The following is a 17882-nucleotide window of genomic DNA, read 5'->3' as shown; positions in this document are numbered from 1 at the left end:
ATTTGGGGCAAAAAAGGTGAACATCTGTTCGCCTTTTTTCATTTTCAATACTTTCATGTTCAAAAAAAAAGCAAACCCTTTCAGATTTGCTTTCCATATAATTAAACGTTTTACGCCTTATTTTGCCTCAGCATAACGTCTTTCAACTTCATTCCAATTGATTACATTAAAAAATGCATCAATATAATCAGGACGTCTGTTTTGGTAATTTAAGTAATATGCATGTTCCCAAACATCCAATCCTAAAATTGGCGTTCCACCACAACCAACACCTGGCATTAGCGGGTTATCTTGATTTGGTGTCGAGCAAATTTCAACTTTACCACCTTTATGAACACATAGCCAAGCCCATCCAGAACCAAACTGTGTTGCTGCTGCATTACTAAATTTTGTTTTAAATTCTTCCATGTTTCCGTAAGCTGCTTCAATAGCATCTTTTAGGTCGCCAGACAAACGGCCTTTTCCTTCTGGATTCATTACGTCCCAAAATAAGGAGTGGTTATAAAATCCACCGCCATTATTTCTAACCGCTTTGTTATCCATATCCAAATTAATAAGGATATTATCTATTGTTTTTCCCTCTAAATCCGTACCTTTTATAGCATCATTTAATTTTGAAGTATAACCAGCATGGTGCTTAGAGTGATGTATTTCCATTGTGCGTGCATCTATGTGCGGCTCTAACGCATCATAAGCATATTTTAATTTCGGTAATTCGAAAGCCATAATATATCTGTTTTTAGTGTTAATAATTTAATTCTCTCAAATTTACGGAATATCGCTATCAATTAAAAATAATAAATACCTATCAACTCATCGATAGTTTTTATATTGTATAAAATTTCAAATTTCTTATGCCGGCCAACCATCCGTATCTTATTTATAATGCTTCAGCTGGAAGTGGTAAAACTTATACTTTAGTTAAAGCCTATTTAACTATTTTAATACAAGCTTCTAGTACGCTGGCTTTTAAAAACATTCTCGCTATTACCTTTACCAATAAAGCAGCTGGCGAAATGAAAACACGAATAATAGATGCTTTAAAAAAATTTTCTTCAGAAGATATATCCACACAATCAAATCCCATGTTTGATGAACTTTGTCGCGATTTAAATTTGTCTGCAGATGATTTAACCGCCAAAAGCTATAAGATTCTTGATGCTATTATGCATAATTACGCGGCTTTTGATATATCCACGATAGATGGTTTTACACACAAGATTATCAGAACTTTTGCCCACGATTTAAAATTACCTTTAAATTTTGAAGTCGCTTTAGATGTTGAAACCCTATTAAATGAAGCAGTAGACCGATTAATTTCCAAAGCCGGAACTGATAAGCGCTTAACCAAAACCTTGGTCGATTTTGCTATTGAAAAGGCCGATGATGATAAAAGTTGGGACGTGTCCAGAGATTTTTATGCCATTTCAAAATTGCTAGTTAATGAGAACGACAGACCGTTTATTGAAAATCTTCAAGACAAAACGTTAGACGATTTTAAAGCTTTAAAAAACACACTACGTGAGGAAATTAAAAAAACAGAACAATTAAGTATGAATAGCGCAGCGCAAGCGCTAGATTTCATAGCCGATAATGGATTGGTATTTGAAAATTTCTCACGCGGGTCTATTCCTAATTATTTCAAAAAGGTATCAGATGGCGATTTTAATCAAAATGTAGATACCGTAAAATGGCCTACCGAATTAGTAGAAGGCAGCGCAATTTACCCAAAATCCAAAACTGATGCAGACACTGCGGCAACTATTGAAAGCGTCCAACCGCAATTAGCCGAGTTTTTTATTACCACCAAAACGGCCGTATTAAATTTCAAACTGTTAAAAGCTATTTATAGAAACCTAACACCACTATCCGTTTTAAGCGCTATAAATACCGAACTTCAACTTATTAAAGAGGAACAAAATGTGATGCTTATTTCCGAGTTTAATGGCTTAATTAGTCAGGAAATAAAAAACCAACCAACCCCTTTTATTTATGAACGAATTGGCGAAAAGTTCAAGCATTATTTTATTGATGAGTTTCAAGACACATCTGAATTACAATGGCAAAATTTAACGCCCTTATTGGATAATGCCATAGCATCACAACCAGGAAGCATGATGTTGGTAGGCGATGCTAAACAAGCTATTTACAGATGGCGTGGTGGAAAAGCCGAACAGTTTATCAACTTATATAACCAAACAGAAAATCCTTTCCATTTAGAACCTAAAATAATTCCGTTAGAATCAAATTTTAGAAGCTTTCAAGAAATTATCAATTTCAACAATGGTTTCTTTAACTATTTATCTAACACTATATTTAGTCATCCAGATCATAGTGGTTTATATCAAATGGCTAATCAGCTTACAAGAAAAGAGGAGACTGGTTATGTGCAATTAGAGTTTTTGGATTTAAATGATGTAGATGATAAAGCTTTAGCTTATTCCGAAGAAGTATATAACACTATTAAATCCTGTTTGGAAAACGGGTATCAGGAAGCCGATATTTGCGTCTTGGTCCGAAAGAAAAAAGAGGGCATTGCCATAGCTAATTATTTAAGTGAACAAGGCTTGAACATCATGTCGTCTGAAACTTTATTATTAAATAGCTCGCAAAATGTGCAGTTTGTCAACAACGTGTTACGCTTACTTTTACAGCCTGAAAATCAAGAAACCAAAGCTGAAATTCTGCTACATATTGCCCATTTATGTGCCATTGAAGATAAACATAGCTTTTTAAAAGCCCATATGCCTTTTCATGTATCGGCCTTGTTCAAGCAATTGGAGTCGCTAGACTTTTTTATTGATTATAATGAATTGATTCAGCTGTCATTTTATGATTTGGTAGAAACCATCATTCGCCAATTTAAATTGGTAAAACATTCGGATGCATTTATTCAATATTATATGGATGTGGTTTTAGAATTTTCTGAAAAACAACTAGCCGATATTGGCAGCTTTTTGCATTATTTCGACTCTAAAAACGAGAAATTAAGTATTGTAACGCCTGAAGGTTATCAGGCTATTCAGATCATGACGGTTCATAAATCTAAAGGCCTCGAATTTCCTGTGGTAATATTCCCTTTTGCGGATTTAGATATATATCGAGAAATTACACCTCAAGAGTGGTTTCCTATTAATCCAGAAACCTTTAATGGTTTTAGTCACACCCTATTAAATTACAGTAAAGCTTTTGAAAATTATGGTGATGCTGGAAAGCAGATTTTTAATAGGCATCAATCCGAATTAGAACTCGATAATATTAATATTTTATATGTAGCCCTTACCAGACCTGTTGAGCAATTATACGTAATTTCAAAATTGGATATCAATGCCAAAGGAGATGTCAACCAAAAAAGTTATGCTGGCTTTTTAATTAACTATTTGCAACAAATAGGTACATGGGAAAACAATCAAATCCTGTATCAATTTGGTAATCAAATAAAGGAATCTAAAACGAAGGCTAAAGAGGTGTCAACAATTATTCGGAATAGTTTTATTTCAACACCAAAAGAAGCACACAATATTAAGATTATAACGCGTTCGGCAAGTTTATGGGATACCATTCAAGAAAAAGCCATTGAAAAAGGAAACTTGATCCATGATATTATGGCTGAAATCAAAACGGAAGCTGATGTAGATTATGTTTTGCAATCTTTTTTAGAAAATGGCACTATTAATCAAACGCAAGAACCTGTCTTAAAGGAAACGGTATTACAAATTATTAATCATCCAAAACTGGCACCTTATTATAAGGATGAAAACATAACAGTTTATAATGAGCGTGATATTATTTCTAATGATGGCCGCATTTTAAGACCAGACCGATTGGTCATTCAAAATAATAAAGATGCTGTAATAATAGATTATAAAGCAGGAAAGGAACTACCAACTCATATTCAGCAATTAGAAAGCTATGAATCTATTTTAAAGGTTATGAACTTTCAAGTCACTAAAAAAATACTTATCTATATAAATGATGGCATTGCTATAAAAGAATTTTAACTTTGTAAAAACATTAAAGATTATGTACGGAAAAATTCAACAACACCTAGAGAACGAGTTAGAAGAAATAAAAGACAACGGACTTTATAAAACCGAGCGTGTCATTACCTCTGCACAAGGAGCGCAAATTACATTAAGCACAGGCGAGACGGTTTTAAACTTTTGTGCGAATAATTATTTAGGGTTGTCCTCACACCCAGATGTTATTCAAGCAGCAAAAGATGTTATGGATACACATGGATTTGGTTTATCTTCAGTGCGTTTTATTTGTGGAACACAAGATATCCACAAAGAATTAGAACAAAAAATAGCCGATTTTTACGGAACGGAAGACACCATATTATACGCCGCCGCTTTTGATGCTAATGGTGGTGTTTTTGAACCTTTGTTTGACAAAGAAGACGCTATCATTTCTGATTCTTTAAATCACGCGTCTATAATTGATGGTGTTCGTTTATGTAAGGCCGCCCGATATCGATACCAAAATAATGATATGGAAGATTTGGAAAAACAATTAATTGCCGCTAATAAAAACGGTGCGCGCCATAAAATTATAGTTACAGATGGTGTTTTTTCTATGGACGGTTTGTTAGCACCTCTAGATGAAATTTGCGATTTAGCGGATAAATATGATGCTATGGTAATGATTGATGAATGTCATGCTACAGGTTTTATAGGAAAAACAGGACGTGGAACCCTTGAAGAAAAAGGTGTTATGGATCGTGTTGATATCATTACTGGAACTTTAGGAAAAGCCATGGGTGGAGCTATGGGAGGTTATACTACAGCTAAAAAAGAAATTATTGAAATATTACGTCAACGTTCTAGACCTTATTTATTTTCAAATTCTTTAGCACCAGCTATTGTTGGTGCGTCTATAAAGGTGTTTGATATGCTATCTAAAGATACTACCTTACGTGATAAACTAGCGTGGAACACAGAATACTTTAAAGCAGGTATTAAAAAAGCAGGTTTTGATATTGTGGACGGCGACTCGGCTATTGTTCCTATTATGTTATATGACGCAAAATTATCGCAAAATATGGCAAATATGTTACTTAAAGAAGGTATTTATGTTATTGGCTTCTTTTTTCCAGTAGTACCAAAGGATAAAGCACGTATTCGAGTGCAACTATCGGCCGCACATGAAAAAGAGCATTTGGATCAAGCCATTTCTGCTTTTATAAAAGTCGGCAAACAATTAGAAATTATTTAAAATATGGACAAACAAGCAGATTTTAGGGGAATTATACAATATTTTTCTATATTTGTCTTTGTTAATAATATTTAACAACTTACTTTTGTTTACAATTAACACTTAAAAATTAAATTTTTGAATATGAAAAATCTTAGCAGATTATTGTTCGCTATGTTACTTATGTTAGGTATGAGTAACACGTACGCACAAGATGAAAACAACCCTTGGGCAATAAGCCTTGGAGTAAACGCAGTCGATTTCTATCCTACAGGTGAAGATGCACCTCTTGGTGATTATTTTGATGAGTATTTTAATGCTACAGACCACTGGAACATTTTACCTTCATTATCTTCATTAACGGTAGGTCGTTACTTAAGTAATGGATTCACATTAGGCGCAACAGCTTCTTTAAACAAAATTGATAAATTTGGAGATGACAGAGCTAGATATGATGAAGTAACTTATTTCGGACTGGACGGTATTGTAAAATACAGTTTTGGTCAATTATTAGACTCATCATGGTTAGACCCTTACTTAGGAGTAGGTGGTGGTTACACATGGGTTGACGAAATTGGTGCTGGAACATTAAACGGAACTTTAGGAATTAATTTCTGGGTTAACGAAAATGTTGGTATTACAGTTCAATCTGCTTACAAGCATGCTTTCGAAGATTATTTAGATTCTCACATGCAACATACTGCTGGTGTTACTTTCAAATTTGGAGGTAAAGATACTGACGGTGATGGAATATATGATAAAGATGACGCTTGTCCAGAAGTATTTGGTTTAGCAGCTTTCAACGGTTGTCCTGATACGGATGGTGACGGTATTGAAGATAGTAAAGATTCTTGTCCAAATGAAGCTGGTCCAGCTGAATTTAATGGATGTCCTGACACTGATGGTGACGGTATCGCTGATAAAGACGATGATTGTCCAACAGTTGCTGGTTTAAAATCTTTAAACGGTTGTCCTGATGCTGATGGTGACGGTGTTGCTGATCATTTAGACGAATGTCCAAATGTAGCAGGTCCTGCAGCTAACAAAGGTTGTCCTTGGCCAGATAGAGATGGTGACGGTGTTGCTGATAAAGATGATTTATGTCCAGACAAAGTAGGTACTGTTGCAAACAATGGTTGTCCAGAAGTAACTGAAGCTGTACAAAAAGCTTTAAATGCTTACGCTAAAACAATCTTATTTGATACAGGTAAATCTACTATCAAAACACAATCTGAAAAAGTACTTGCAGATATTATTGCTATCTTAAATGAGTATCCTAATGCTAAATTTACAGTAGAAGGTCATACGGATAGTGTTGGTAGCGAGAAATTAAACATGAACTTATCTGAAGCTAGAGCGTTATCTGTAAAAGATTACTTAACTAATAATGGTATTGATCAGTTTAGATTATCTTCTAAAGGTTTTGGAGAGGCTAAACCAATTGACTCTAATAAAACTAGAGCAGGTAGAGCTAACAACAGACGTGTAGAAATCAATTTAGTGAAATAATTTATTTCACATAAATAAATAGAAAAACGCTCCGAATATTCGGAGCGTTTTTTATTTTTATAATATGACAACTTTTATACATGACGTCCTTGCCGATTTAGACAAAAAGCAAGTTGATATTTCCAATATTACACTTATTCTGCCTAGCAAACGTGCTGGTGTGTTTTTAAAACATGAATTATCCACGTCATTATTACAACCTATATTTTCTCCAACTATACTAAGTATTGAAGAGTTTGTAGAAGAACTTTCACAACTTAAAGCGATATCCAATACCGAATTACTTTTTGAGTTTTACGAAACTTACCTTCAAGTTCACAACACGAAAAATCCCGATAGTTTTGATACCTTTTCTAAATGGGCACAAATACTACTTCAAGATTTTAATGAAATTGACAGATATCTTATTCCTCAAGAAAAGATATTCGACTATTTAAGTGCTATAAAAGAAATAAACCACTGGTCCGTAGATACCAACCAAACCGATTTTATAAAAAATTATCTCGTATTTTGGAAAAGACTTAAAATATACTACAACCAACTTACCGAAAATCTCGTTGCTAAAAAGAAGGGCTATCAAGGATTAATTTATAGGGAAGCTGTTGAAAGCATTCAGAATTATATTGAAGTAAACCCTGAAAAACATCACGTCTTTTTAGGTTTCAATGCGCTAAATAAAGCCGAAGAAACCATCATCCAAGAACTATTAGAAAATAGTCATGCTGATATTTATTGGGATATTGATGACGCTTTTTTTGAAAACAAAAATCATGATGCCAGTCTATTTATCAGACAACATAAAAAAAACTGGACTTATTTTGAAACCAATTCTATGAATTGGATAGCGGACAACTACACCAAACCAAAAGACATTTCGGTTATTGGTGTGCCTAAAAATGTAGGGCAAGCCAAATGTATTGGTAACATCCTTAAAAAGCTCCATAAAGAAAATAATACGCTGAATAATACAGCAGTTGTATTAGGCGAAGAATCCCTGCTTCTTCCTGTATTGAATTCTATACCAGAATCTATAAATGCACTGAATATCACCATGGGATTGCCCTTAAAATCCATTCCATTAGCAACCCTTTTTGAACAGTTATTCTTTATCCACAAAAAGGAAACAAATGATTTTTATTTTAAAGACGTTATTAAATTATTATCACATCAATTTATAAGTCCACTACTCCAATCTGGTACTTCAAACGACTTGCAAAAGGTGGTTCAAATAATAGAGTCGAATAATTTAATCTACATATCTTTAACGCGATTAACGGCTTTAGCACCTCAACACGAAGGCTTATTCCTGCTTTTATTTGGAAATTGGAATAACAACCCATCCATCGCTTTAACGAGTTGCCAAGCGTTAATTTTAAAAATAAAAACACATTTAGAACAGCACAAAAAAGAAAATATATTAGCATTAGAGCATCTGTTCAAATTCAATACGCTTTTTAATGAGCTTACGCTTCTGGATAATCAGTATAAACATCTAAAAGATATTACCAGTCTATTTAGCGTATACAAAGAGCTATTAGGTTCCGAAACATTAGATTTTAAAGGCGAACCATTAGAAGGCTTACAAATTATGGGGATGCTAGAATCCCGTGTTTTAGATTTTGAAACCATAATCATATCATCCGTTAATGAGGGCATTTTACCATCGGGAAAAAGTAATAATTCCTTTATTCCTTTTGATGTAAAACTGGAAAACAAACTCCCAACCTACAAAGAAAAAGATGCTGTTTATACCTATCACTTTTACCGATTATTACAACGTGCTAAACGTGTATTCATAATTTATAACACTGAAATTGATGCGTTAAAAGGTGGTGAGAAAAGTCGTTTTATAACCCAATTGGATCTAGAAAACATTCATAAAATTAAGCATACTATTGCTGTTCCCGATATTGCTATGGATGCGAATTTGAACGAAATTGTAATAGCTAAAAATGACGATGTTCTAAATCAGATTAAAACCTATGCAGCCAGAGGGTTTTCACCATCTGCTTTAACTAGTTATATTCGGAATCCTATCGATTTCTATTTTCAGAAGGTATTGAAAATAAAAGAACATGATGATGTAGAAGAAACGGTTGCTGCCAACACATTAGGAACGGTTATCCATAATACACTAGAAGATTTTTACAAACCTTTTGAAGGTCAACAAATAACCTGGGAACAGGTTGCAGAAATGAAACCCAAAATAAATGCAACCGTTACCAAACATTTTAAAGATTTATATAAAGAAGGTGATATTACCAAAGGCAAAAATTTAATTGTCTTTGAAATTGCCAAGCGCTACATCTCTAATTTTTTAGATTTAGAAGTAGTCGACTTAAAAGACGGCAACATTCTTGAAATTATAGCTATTGAACTTAATAATACTGCAGAAATACAAATTCCTGAACTGGATTTTCCGGTTAGAATTACGGGCAAAGTCGATCGTGTTGACAAACGAAATGGTATTATACGTATTATAGATTATAAATCGGGTCGGGTAGATCCTGCTAAAGTACAAATAACCAATTGGGACGATTTGACAACGGATTACGACAAGTACAGTAAATCATTCCAGGTTTTAACCTATGCGTACCTAATGCATGCTGAAAAGCCTTTTACAGAACCTGTAGAAGCGGGAATTATTTCATTTAAGAATTTAAGCGCCGGGTTTTTAAAATTTCAAAAAAAACAATCGGGAAGTCGCGATAAGGAAGCGCTTATTTCGAATGAGATATTAGCAGATTATGAAGTTCAATTAAAACAGCTTATTTTAGAAATTTGCAACCAAAAAGTAGATTTTATTGAAAAAAAGATTTCGTGATACACAAAAATTTAATTTTACATAGAAAGCATCAGAAACCAATTGTTTGGGACGCTTTTTTTAATAAAAATGGCGAACAAAAACCATTGGTTGTGTTCTGTCATGGCTATAAAGGTTTTAAAGATTGGGGACCATGGAATTTGGTAGCCGAACAGTTTTCAAAAGCTAATTTGTTTTTTGTTAAATTCAATTTTTCACATAATGGCGGTACCGCTGAAAACCCAATTGATTTTCCGGATTTAGAAGCCTTTGCAGAAAATAATTACAGTAAAGAATTGAATGATTTGGGCGACCTTCTAAATTTTTTAATGTCTGAAAAAAATGAATTATTAAAAGAAATTAATCCCAATAATGTGACGCTCATTGGCCATTCACGTGGTGGTGGAATTTCAATATTAAAAGCGTCCAATGACACTAGAATAAAAAAACTCATTACTTGGGCCAGTGTTTCTAATTTTTCCGATAGAACGGCAACAATAGGCAATTTAAAAGCATGGAGAGAAGAAGGCGTTAAGTATGTTTTAAACAGTAGAACCCAACAGCAAATGCCTCATAATTATCAATTTTATGAAGATTTTAAAACTCATGAAAAACAACTCAATATTGAAGCAGCAACTAAAAAAATTAAAATTCCGCAGCTAATAATACACGGTATTGACGATTCCTCCGTAAGCTTTAAGGAGGCAGAAGCATTGCATAAATGGAATATAAATAGTCAGTTAATTGGAATAGAAAATTCTAATCACGTTTTTAATGGTCAACACCCTTGGAATAATTTGGCTTTGCCTGCAGCACTTGAAACTGTTGTTTCATCAAGTATTTCTTTTATAAAGACGCCAAAAAAATCCTAATTTTAATATTCTCTAACCTATATTTTTCATTTTCTCAAAAAGCTACTCAACACATTTTTAGTATCTTACAGTAAGTAATCGATGAAATACCACCGATATGTTTACTGTAAAAGTTGAAAACACCCTGATTGCCCATTGCGAAACTATTGTTAAAACGTACAATTTCGGAAAGCGTTTCACGGCTAATGGTACCAAAAAACAACAACTAACGGGTATTATTGGTCAGTCTGTGGTGATGTCTTTTTTTAATTTAGATCTAGTAGATGGTTCTGGTGGGTGTGATAATGGTGTTGATTTAATTGTGAACAACAAAACTATTGATGTAAAAACAATGGGGAGAACAACAGATGTTAGGAAAAATTACACCAACAATTTTTTAAAACTTCAAGACTATTTTAAAACAGAAATTTATATTTTTTGTAGTTATCATAAAACCAAACGGGAGTTGACCGTTTGTGGATGGATTGATAAAGTTAGTTTCATAGAAAAAAGACGATTTTTCCCTAAAGGAACCATTCGTACCCGAACCAATAATACAACATTTACAACCTTTGCTGATTTATTTGAAATTGATAATTGCCATTTAAATGATGTTGTTGACATTCCAGATTTAAAACAGCAACTTAACTTTTAAGCTGGTTTAGCAAAAAAAGCAGTACAATTACCAATTTTATCAAATAGGAGCGCTTTATTTACTGGCTTGGTCATGTAGTCGGTCATACCCATATCAATAACTTTCTGTTGTGTTTCCTGCATTGCATCAGCAGTAACTGCAATAATTGGAATATTTTGGTTCTTTAAACCCAACTGTCCACTTCTAATTATTTCAGTGGCTTCATATCCATCCATAATTGGCATTTGCAAATCCATTAAAACAACATCAAAGCAGGTTTCTTTTAGCATATTTATAGCTTTTAAGCCATTTTCGGCTACTTCAAATGTAAATTTCGAGTTCATTTGTAGCAGCTTTTTCATAATCATTTGATTCATTACATTATCCTCTACAATTAAAATATGCTTTTCAGCATTTGAATCGTTATTTAGGGGATTTAGTGGTTTTTGCTGTTTTTCCCGATTAATTTCTAATGGAATATTAATATAAACATCTGTTCCTACGCCTTCTTCACTATCAATAGTTATGTTGCCTTCAAAACGTTTTACTAAATGATTTACAATAGTTAACCCTAATCCCAATCCACCAAATTGGCGTTTGTTATCATATCGCATTTGACTAAAACTATCAAAAACATCTTCCCGTAAATTTAATGGTATGCCTACACCAGTATCGGAAAAATGAAAAGAAAACCGACTTGTTGTATTGGAAATAGCAACGCATTGCATTTCAAAAGAAACGGTGCCAGCCTTCGTGAACTTTACCGCGTTTCCAAGAACATTATTAATAATTTGTATAAACCGATCGCTATCGCCAAGAACACTTTTTGGTACTGTGCCTTTAATTTGAAACGTATAGTGTAAACTTTTATTTTCGGCTTGCAGTTTCCAATTTTCGCTAATCTGCTGTAGTAACTCTAACGGTTTGAATACATCATGCTTTAAAATTAATTCGTTTTTCTCAATTTTTTCAAAATCTAAAATATCATTTATATTACTGAGTAAGCTATAGGAGGCATTTTTAATAATTTCTAAACAGGAACTATCTACTGCTCCGTTTTGCTGTTCCAATTGTTCTTGTGTGGCGCCTAAAATAGCATTGAGAGGCGTTCGTAATTCATGACTCATATTAGACATGAAATAGGTTTTTACCTCACTAATTTCTTCTGATTTTTTTAAAGCTAAAGCTTGAGAAACTTCTTTTTCTTCACGTAACTTTCTAATTAGGTTCGTCATGGATAAGGATAAGAATATCACCTCAAGACCCGATCCAAATTTGGCACTATTTTCAGTGTAAAAATTATTTGGCAACATGCTCAAGTTGTTCATGACAAAACCTAGTAAACCAATCACTAAAAACAAAATACCTATTGAGAAAAAAGCATCTAAAGCAATCTTTCTATAACGCATAACAAATACTGTAAACAAGATTAATAGCAAACTAATTAAGCCATTAACATTACTAATAGGATACGTTATTTTTAAAGTAAATTCATTAATAAAAATACATGCAAATAGGCTAATTATCACGACATAAATAACTTGATAGTACTTAACTATGTTTTTAAAATGGCTTTTAATATTTAAAAAATGTTCGCAATACTTCAACAAGAATAAATTGGATAATAATGCGGTAATTAATACCATCCTACTATTTAAATAACCACTTTTGGGCCAAACAAATTCAAATAATAATCCGTCTAATGCCGCTTGAAGCAGAGCTATTGAAAACACATAAAGGCCGTAATATAAAAATGAACGTTCTTTTAAACTGATGTAGAAAAACAAATAAATTATACCTGCAAGCAATAAAACACCGTAAAACAAACCAAGAAATAATTGTTGGTGGTAGGTGTTTTGTAAAAATTCAGACTCATTATATAAATTTAAAGGTATGTTTATGGTTTCACCATCACTTTTTAAATGCACATAAAAATGTTGGGTTGAATTAGGTGGCAGTTTAATTTTAAAAACAGTTGCTCTGTGGTTAACTTGGCGCTCACTAAATGCTATTTGGTCGCCACTTTTAAAACGTTCAGTGCCAGCTGCTGCTATTTGATATAAATTGGCAACATCTGTAATAGGTCTAGCTGTTTCTAAATAATAAACATGTTCCGTTGCTTGCGAGTTGGTTAGTTTAAACTGAATCCAAAAATTATCAGACGTAAAACCCACACTGTGGTTTTCTGATTGCAACGGTTTATAAATTAAATCGTTGTTTAATTGAATATCTTCAATACTGTAGGCCGCATCGCCAACATTGGTATAACTTGCCAGTTGATATAGTGGAACATCATTAGTTTCTGGATTAAATTCTTGGCTTTGAGCGTTTATAGAATAGCTACAAAAAAGGGCAATTAATAAAACAAATTTCATAGTAAGTTAGGTTGGGACCATATCTACGCAGTACTCATTTATGAGGTTTTAAAAAGCTTCCAATATTCGACAAAACCCTCAAAAAAATCTTTGAATTACAAATTGTTTCTGAAATTGCAAAAAACTATTATGAAATTTAGGCATAAAAAAAGCAATGCTTTCACATTGCTTTTTAAGTGGAGAATATCGGAGTCGAACCGATGACCTCTACGCTGCCAGCGTAGCGCTCTAGCCAGCTGAGCTAATCCCCCAAAATAAACTTTAGACTAGAAATTCGTTTATTGAACAACGAAAATAAACTATTTTTATTTAGGTTTTATCCTTCTGCTGAAGAAATATTTATTTCACACCACTTAACACTAAAACTGGAAGTGTGTTGCTCTGAAAATCTTTTTTCAAAATAGTATTTTTCTCCCATAGTTTAGAGAAAAATCCACGCTTACGCCTTACCACGCATAACATATCCGGATCATTATCCTTATAATGTTCTAATACGCCTTGAAATGTTGTGGCATTTTCCGTTTTAGTAATATTGGTTATTAATTTGGCTAAATCTGGATTTATTTCAAAATCACCTTCATTATAGAATGGTGTTTGTACGAGTAATAAATTTACAATCGATCGGAACTGATCTTTAATAGCAATTAACGGCTTTAAGGCAGATTCCTTTTTAATTATAGCAGACTTTAAAGCCACTAAAATATAAACAATAGGTTTAAAACTGACGCCTTCAGGGACAATTAATGCGGGAATATTGGTTTGTTTAATAATTTTTCCAGACGTTTTTCCAAGATATACTTCTTCTCGTAAAGAGTTGGTCCGTGGTTCTATCATAATTAAATCAATATCTAAAGAGTGACAAACTAACTCAAGCGTATCCACCAATTTTCCTTTAAATGATTTTACAACAATCTCAACACCTTTAGTGTCCACTTGCGCCACGTGCGACTTTAAAAATTCATAACTTTCACGCTCTAAAATATGATCCACTTTTATCATGGTTCCAGCTTTGGAATAGATATTATAAATTTGAACCACATAAATTTTTGCACCAAATGCTTTGGCAAAATCCACAGCATACTGCAAATGACTAACCGCATTTTTAGACGATCCTACTGGCACTAAAATATTCTTCATATTGAAAAAATTATAACTAATTTAGGTGAAAATTTACGCAAAAATACGCTTTTATTATGATTCGGAAAGGAACCAATGAAGATATTGATACAATTTTAGAAATTACCAAAGCCTGTGCTATTGATATGATTTCTAAAAACATACAACAATGGAATTCTAAATACCCTAACCGAAGTGCCTTTGAAAATGATGTGGCTAGAAACGAATTATACGTTCTAGAGGAAGCTAAAAAAATTATAGGCTGTTTAGTGCTTTCTACTAAAATGGATGCCGAATACGAAACTATAGACTGGCTAACACCAAACTCCAATAACTTATATGTTCATAGGGTAGCTATACACCCGGATTACCAAGGTAAAGGATGGGCTAGAAAACTGATGAATTTTGCTGAAAATATGGCAAACAAAAATGAATTTACCTCTATCAGATTAGATACCTTTTCAAAGAACGCTAGAAACCAAAAGTTTTACGAACTTCGCGGTTATAAAAAATTAGGGTCTATTTATTTTCCAAAACAAAGTGAACATCCCTTTTACTGTTATGAATTTGTATTGTGAGCACCAACATTAGTTTAAAACATATTAATAAATTAGCCATTCCTGCATTAATTGCTGGAGTGGCAGAACCTATTTTGTCTATTACTGATACGGCTATTGTAGGAAATATTTCTGAAAACGCCACAGAATCATTAGCAGCCGTAGGTATTGTTGGCACCTTTATTTCCATGCTAATTTGGGTTTTAGGGCAAACACGTAGTGCTATTTCATCTATTGTTTCGCAATATGTTGGTGCAAATAATTTAGATAAGGTGAAAAACCTGCCAGCTCAAGCTATTTTTATAATTACATCACTAAGTATTTTTATCATTCTAGGAACCTATCCGTTTGCCGAAAGCATTTTTAAACTCTACAATGCCTCTGATTTAATTCTGAATTATAGTGTAGAGTATTACCAAATTCGCGTTTTTGGTTTTCCATTTACCTTATTTACCATTGCCATTTTTGGCACCTTTAGAGGGCTTCAAAACACCTTTTACCCAATGATTATTGCCATTGTTGGCGCCAGTGTTAATATTGTTCTAGACATCGTTTTGGTTTATGGTATAGAAGGTTATGTTCCTGCCCTAAATATTAAAGGTGCAGCTTATGCAAGTGTTATTGCTCAAATATTAATGGCTATTATTTCGGCTTATTATTTATTGACCAAAACAGCTATTCCATTGCGTTTTAGTTTTCCGTTTAACAAAGAAATTAATCGGTTTGCAATAATGATTCTCAATTTGTTTGTTAGAACGCTTGCTTTGAACGTAACCCTTTACTTTGCGAGTTCATTTTCTACAAGTTATGGTAAAGAATACATTGCCGCATACACCATTGCTATAAATTTATGGTTTTTAGGTGCTTTTATAATTGATGGTTATGCCAGTGCAGGAAACATTTTATCAGGAAAATTATTAGGAGGAAAGGAATATGGTAAATTAATTACCTTAAGTAATAAACTAATAAAATATGGTGTTATTTTAGGGATGGTTATGGCTGCCTTTGGTGCTATTTTCTATCAGTTTATTGGTTTTGTTTTTACAAAAGAAGAGTCCGTTTTAACCGAATTTTATAATGTGTTCTGGATTGTTTTAGCCATGCAACCACTATGCGCTATTGCCTTTATTTTTGATGGTATGTTTAAAGGGCTTGGTAAAATGAAAGTTCTTCGCAATGTATTATTGATGGCAACCTTTCTCGTTTTTGTTCCGCTATTATTTTTATTGGACAGCTTGGATTACAAGCTTTATGGCATTTTTATAGCTTTTACATTTTGGATTATTGCTAGAGGATTGCCACTAATTATAAAATTTAGACAAGAATTTTTACCGCTTTCGGAAAAACAGTAACTTTGACTTCTAATTATTTAGTAAAATGATGGCACTTATTTCAATTTTGCAAGAAATAAATATTGAAGAGAAAGTAAAAAACGCACCTAATAGCGATTATGAAATAGGCGTATTTATAGGCTCATTTCTACCATTTTTAGTACTTATAATAATTGCTTATGCGCTTTATAGATATAATAAAAACAACTCAAATATAGATTAGTATGGGCGGAAATATGCTTTTTTTAGTATTGGCAATTGTATTGATAATTATTTATGTTTATAACCGCAATAAACGCAGATAGTTAGCGCGTTTTAAGCCAACCAGTAATACTCAATCGTTCGGTTTTAACGGGCTTGACTTCGTGTTCTAATAATTGACTTTCAAAAATAACCACACGTCCAGGAAATGGATAAATTACTTTTTCGGTTTCTTCACCATTTTCATTTACATACAACACCAATTCGCCACCGTTTTCAGGTAGCCAACCATCTTCATTTAAATAACATACAAAGGATAATTTTCGTCTGTCGTCATTCTGAAACGTATCCAAATGCCGTTTGTAAAATGTGCCTTCTCGATATAATGCATAGTGAAACTCCTTATGTAAAATTCCCAAGAAACACGTTTTATTTAAGTAATCTATTAGGTTATTTATTTTGTTGAAGAAAGCGACTTCTAACGGATCTGCCCGGTTTTCATCTATCCATAAAATCACATCACCACGAATGGATTTTTCAATGACTTCATTTACCCTATTGCCAATAGCCGCTTTTTTAAAAACATCAGCTTCATGTTTTTCTAATAATGATTTTCTTAATTCCAAAACCTCGAGATTGGTGAAAAAATTTTCAACCAAACTGTACTTCTTTGTTAAAATATCATCAATAATGCGCTCATATTGTAAATTTTCAACAAAAGCAATTTCTTCAAATAATTGATTCATAAGTATATGCAAAATAAAAAGTGGGCAAATGTACTCTAAAAACCGTTTCCTTTTACAAAACGATTATCTTTGCATGGAAAATTAATAGTATGGGAAATATTCGAATTACAAAACAGTTCTCATTCGAGACAGGACATGCCCTTTATGGCTATGATGGGAAATGTAAAAATGTACATGGCCATAGCTATAAATTATCGGTAACCGTTATTGGAAAACCAATTTCAGATTCGGGTAATGTTAAGTTTGGAATGGTGATTGATTTTGGAGATTTAAAAAAAATTGTGAAAACAGAAATTGTTGATGTGTTTGATCATGCCACTGTTTTTAACAAAAACACACCACATGTAGAATTAGCGAAGGAACTTCAAGACCGTGGTCATAATGTACTTTTGGTGGATTATCAGCCAACTAGTGAAATGATGGTGATTGATTTTGCCAATAAAATAAAATCCTTTTTACCGAGCCATATTGCATTACATTCCTTAAAACTTCAGGAAACCGATACCAGTTTTGCCGAGTGGTATGCTAGTGATAACGAATCCGAATAAAAATAGGAATTAATT

14 protein-coding genes and 1 tRNA gene are annotated in these 17882 nt (G+C 33.1%); 10 read left to right on the top strand and 5 right to left on the bottom strand.

The window, feature by feature from the left end; all coding sequences use genetic code 11:
- Positions 1-117: 117 nt before the first annotated feature.
- Positions 118-726, bottom strand: a complete 609-nt coding sequence (locus tag ACFPH8_RS03130; RefSeq protein ID WP_248397088.1) for a superoxide dismutase — start codon at positions 724-726, stop codon at positions 118-120.
- 128 nt (positions 727-854) lie between these two features.
- Here ACFPH8_RS03130 and ACFPH8_RS03125 point away from each other — a divergent pair, with 128 nt between their 5' ends.
- From ACFPH8_RS03125 to ACFPH8_RS03100, 6 genes are all read left to right on the top strand, one after another.
- On the top strand, positions 855-4001 hold the full coding sequence (locus tag ACFPH8_RS03125; protein ID WP_376858422.1) for a UvrD-helicase domain-containing protein: 3147 nt from the start codon (positions 855-857) through the stop codon (positions 3999-4001).
- 22 nt (positions 4002-4023) lie between these two features.
- On the top strand, positions 4024-5217 hold the full coding sequence (gene kbl, locus ACFPH8_RS03120) for a glycine C-acetyltransferase (protein WP_376858421.1): 1194 nt from the start codon (positions 4024-4026) through the stop codon (positions 5215-5217).
- 123 nt (positions 5218-5340) lie between these two features.
- Positions 5341-6705 carry an OmpA family protein gene (locus ACFPH8_RS03115; protein ID WP_066247163.1) on the top strand — a complete coding sequence of 455 codons (1365 nt, stop codon included), beginning with the start codon at positions 5341-5343 and terminating at the stop codon, positions 6703-6705.
- Positions 6706-6769: 64 nt separating this feature from the next.
- Complete coding sequence (locus ACFPH8_RS03110) at positions 6770-9529, top strand: PD-(D/E)XK nuclease family protein (protein WP_376858420.1); 2760 nt, start codon at positions 6770-6772, stop codon at positions 9527-9529.
- Complete coding sequence (locus tag ACFPH8_RS03105; RefSeq protein WP_376858419.1) at positions 9526-10380, top strand: alpha/beta hydrolase family protein; 855 nt, start codon at positions 9526-9528, stop codon at positions 10378-10380. The genes ACFPH8_RS03110 and ACFPH8_RS03105 overlap by 4 nt, the downstream gene beginning before the upstream one ends.
- A 97-nt stretch (positions 10381-10477) precedes the next feature.
- Complete coding sequence (locus ACFPH8_RS03100; protein ID WP_376858418.1) at positions 10478-11014, top strand: hypothetical protein; 537 nt, start codon at positions 10478-10480, stop codon at positions 11012-11014.
- Here the strand turns inward: ACFPH8_RS03100 and ACFPH8_RS03095 are convergent.
- The 3 genes from ACFPH8_RS03095 to ACFPH8_RS03085 form a co-directional block, all read right to left on the bottom strand.
- The gene (locus tag ACFPH8_RS03095; protein WP_376858417.1) at positions 11011-13368 is read right to left on the bottom strand and encodes a hybrid sensor histidine kinase/response regulator; all 2358 of its coding nucleotides are present in this window, start codon (positions 13366-13368) and stop codon (positions 11011-11013) included. The two genes, ACFPH8_RS03100 and ACFPH8_RS03095, sit on opposite strands and share 4 nt — an antisense overlap.
- Positions 13369-13545: 177 nt before the next feature.
- Positions 13546-13619 (bottom strand) — tRNA-Ala (locus ACFPH8_RS03090).
- An 88-nt stretch (positions 13620-13707) separates the two neighbouring features.
- Positions 13708-14505 carry a universal stress protein gene (locus ACFPH8_RS03085; protein ID WP_376858416.1) on the bottom strand — a complete coding sequence of 266 codons (798 nt, stop codon included), beginning with the start codon at positions 14503-14505 and terminating at the stop codon, positions 13708-13710.
- 56 nt (positions 14506-14561) lie between these two features.
- Between ACFPH8_RS03085 and ACFPH8_RS03080 the strand changes: the two genes are divergently transcribed.
- The 3 genes from ACFPH8_RS03080 to ACFPH8_RS03070 are packed head-to-tail and all read left to right on the top strand — an operon-like array spanning position 14562 to position 16595.
- The gene (locus ACFPH8_RS03080) at positions 14562-15062 is read left to right on the top strand and encodes a GNAT family N-acetyltransferase (protein ID WP_248397068.1); all 501 of its coding nucleotides are present in this window, start codon (positions 14562-14564) and stop codon (positions 15060-15062) included.
- Positions 15059-16393 (top strand): MATE family efflux transporter, encoded by a 1335-nt coding sequence (locus ACFPH8_RS03075; protein ID WP_376858415.1) that lies wholly within the window; start codon positions 15059-15061, stop codon positions 16391-16393. Before ACFPH8_RS03080 ends, ACFPH8_RS03075 begins: the two co-directional genes overlap by 4 nt.
- Positions 16394-16418: 25 nt before the next feature.
- On the top strand, positions 16419-16595 hold the full coding sequence (locus ACFPH8_RS03070) for a hypothetical protein (RefSeq protein ID WP_376858414.1): 177 nt from the start codon (positions 16419-16421) through the stop codon (positions 16593-16595).
- Positions 16596-16677: 82 nt separating this feature from the next.
- On the opposite strand, the gene ACFPH8_RS03065 is transcribed toward ACFPH8_RS03070, so the two are convergent.
- A complete protein-coding gene (locus ACFPH8_RS03065) occupies positions 16678-17319 on the bottom strand; it encodes a 2OG-Fe(II) oxygenase (protein WP_376858413.1) in 642 nt (213 codons plus the stop codon).
- A gap of 89 nt (positions 17320-17408) precedes the next feature.
- Between ACFPH8_RS03065 and ACFPH8_RS03060 the strand changes: the two genes are divergently transcribed.
- Positions 17409-17867, top strand: coding sequence for a 6-pyruvoyl trahydropterin synthase family protein (locus tag ACFPH8_RS03060; protein ID WP_248397062.1), 459 nt, complete (start codon positions 17409-17411; stop codon positions 17865-17867).
- The last annotated feature ends 15 nt before the right edge of the window (positions 17868-17882 follow it).

This window comes from Bizionia hallyeonensis, assembly GCF_042657385.1.
In the GTDB taxonomy this organism is placed as follows: Bacteria; Bacteroidota; Bacteroidia; order Flavobacteriales; family Flavobacteriaceae; genus Algorimicrobium; species Algorimicrobium hallyeonense.
Note: the sequence above shows the minus strand (reverse complement) of the source record. Positions and strands in the feature narration are given on the sequence as shown.

What these genes read in the sequence shown, in the direction of transcription:
- ACFPH8_RS03070 (WP_376858414.1), top strand. Translation starts at nt 16,419, where the DNA reads ATGATGGCACTTATTTCAATTTTGCAAGAAATAAATATTGAAGAGAAA.
- kbl (WP_376858421.1), top strand. Translation starts at nt 4,024, where the DNA reads ATGTACGGAAAAATTCAACAACACCTAGAGAACGAGTTAGAAGAAATA.
- ACFPH8_RS03130 (WP_248397088.1), bottom strand. Translation starts at nt 726, where the DNA reads ATGGCTTTCGAATTACCGAAATTAAAATATGCTTATGATGCGTTAGAG.
- ACFPH8_RS03085 (WP_376858416.1), bottom strand. Translation starts at nt 14,505, where the DNA reads ATGAAGAATATTTTAGTGCCAGTAGGATCGTCTAAAAATGCGGTTAGT.
- ACFPH8_RS03060 (WP_248397062.1), top strand. Translation starts at nt 17,409, where the DNA reads ATGGGAAATATTCGAATTACAAAACAGTTCTCATTCGAGACAGGACAT.
- ACFPH8_RS03100 (WP_376858418.1), top strand. Translation starts at nt 10,478, where the DNA reads ATGTTTACTGTAAAAGTTGAAAACACCCTGATTGCCCATTGCGAAACT.
- ACFPH8_RS03095 (WP_376858417.1), bottom strand. Translation starts at nt 13,368, where the DNA reads ATGAAATTTGTTTTATTAATTGCCCTTTTTTGTAGCTATTCTATAAAC.
- ACFPH8_RS03065 (WP_376858413.1), bottom strand. Translation starts at nt 17,319, where the DNA reads ATGAATCAATTATTTGAAGAAATTGCTTTTGTTGAAAATTTACAATAT.
- ACFPH8_RS03080 (WP_248397068.1), top strand. Translation starts at nt 14,562, where the DNA reads ATGATTCGGAAAGGAACCAATGAAGATATTGATACAATTTTAGAAATT.
- ACFPH8_RS03110 (WP_376858420.1), top strand. Translation starts at nt 6,770, where the DNA reads ATGACAACTTTTATACATGACGTCCTTGCCGATTTAGACAAAAAGCAA.
- ACFPH8_RS03115 (WP_066247163.1), top strand. Translation starts at nt 5,341, where the DNA reads ATGAAAAATCTTAGCAGATTATTGTTCGCTATGTTACTTATGTTAGGT.
- ACFPH8_RS03125 (WP_376858422.1), top strand. Translation starts at nt 855, where the DNA reads ATGCCGGCCAACCATCCGTATCTTATTTATAATGCTTCAGCTGGAAGT.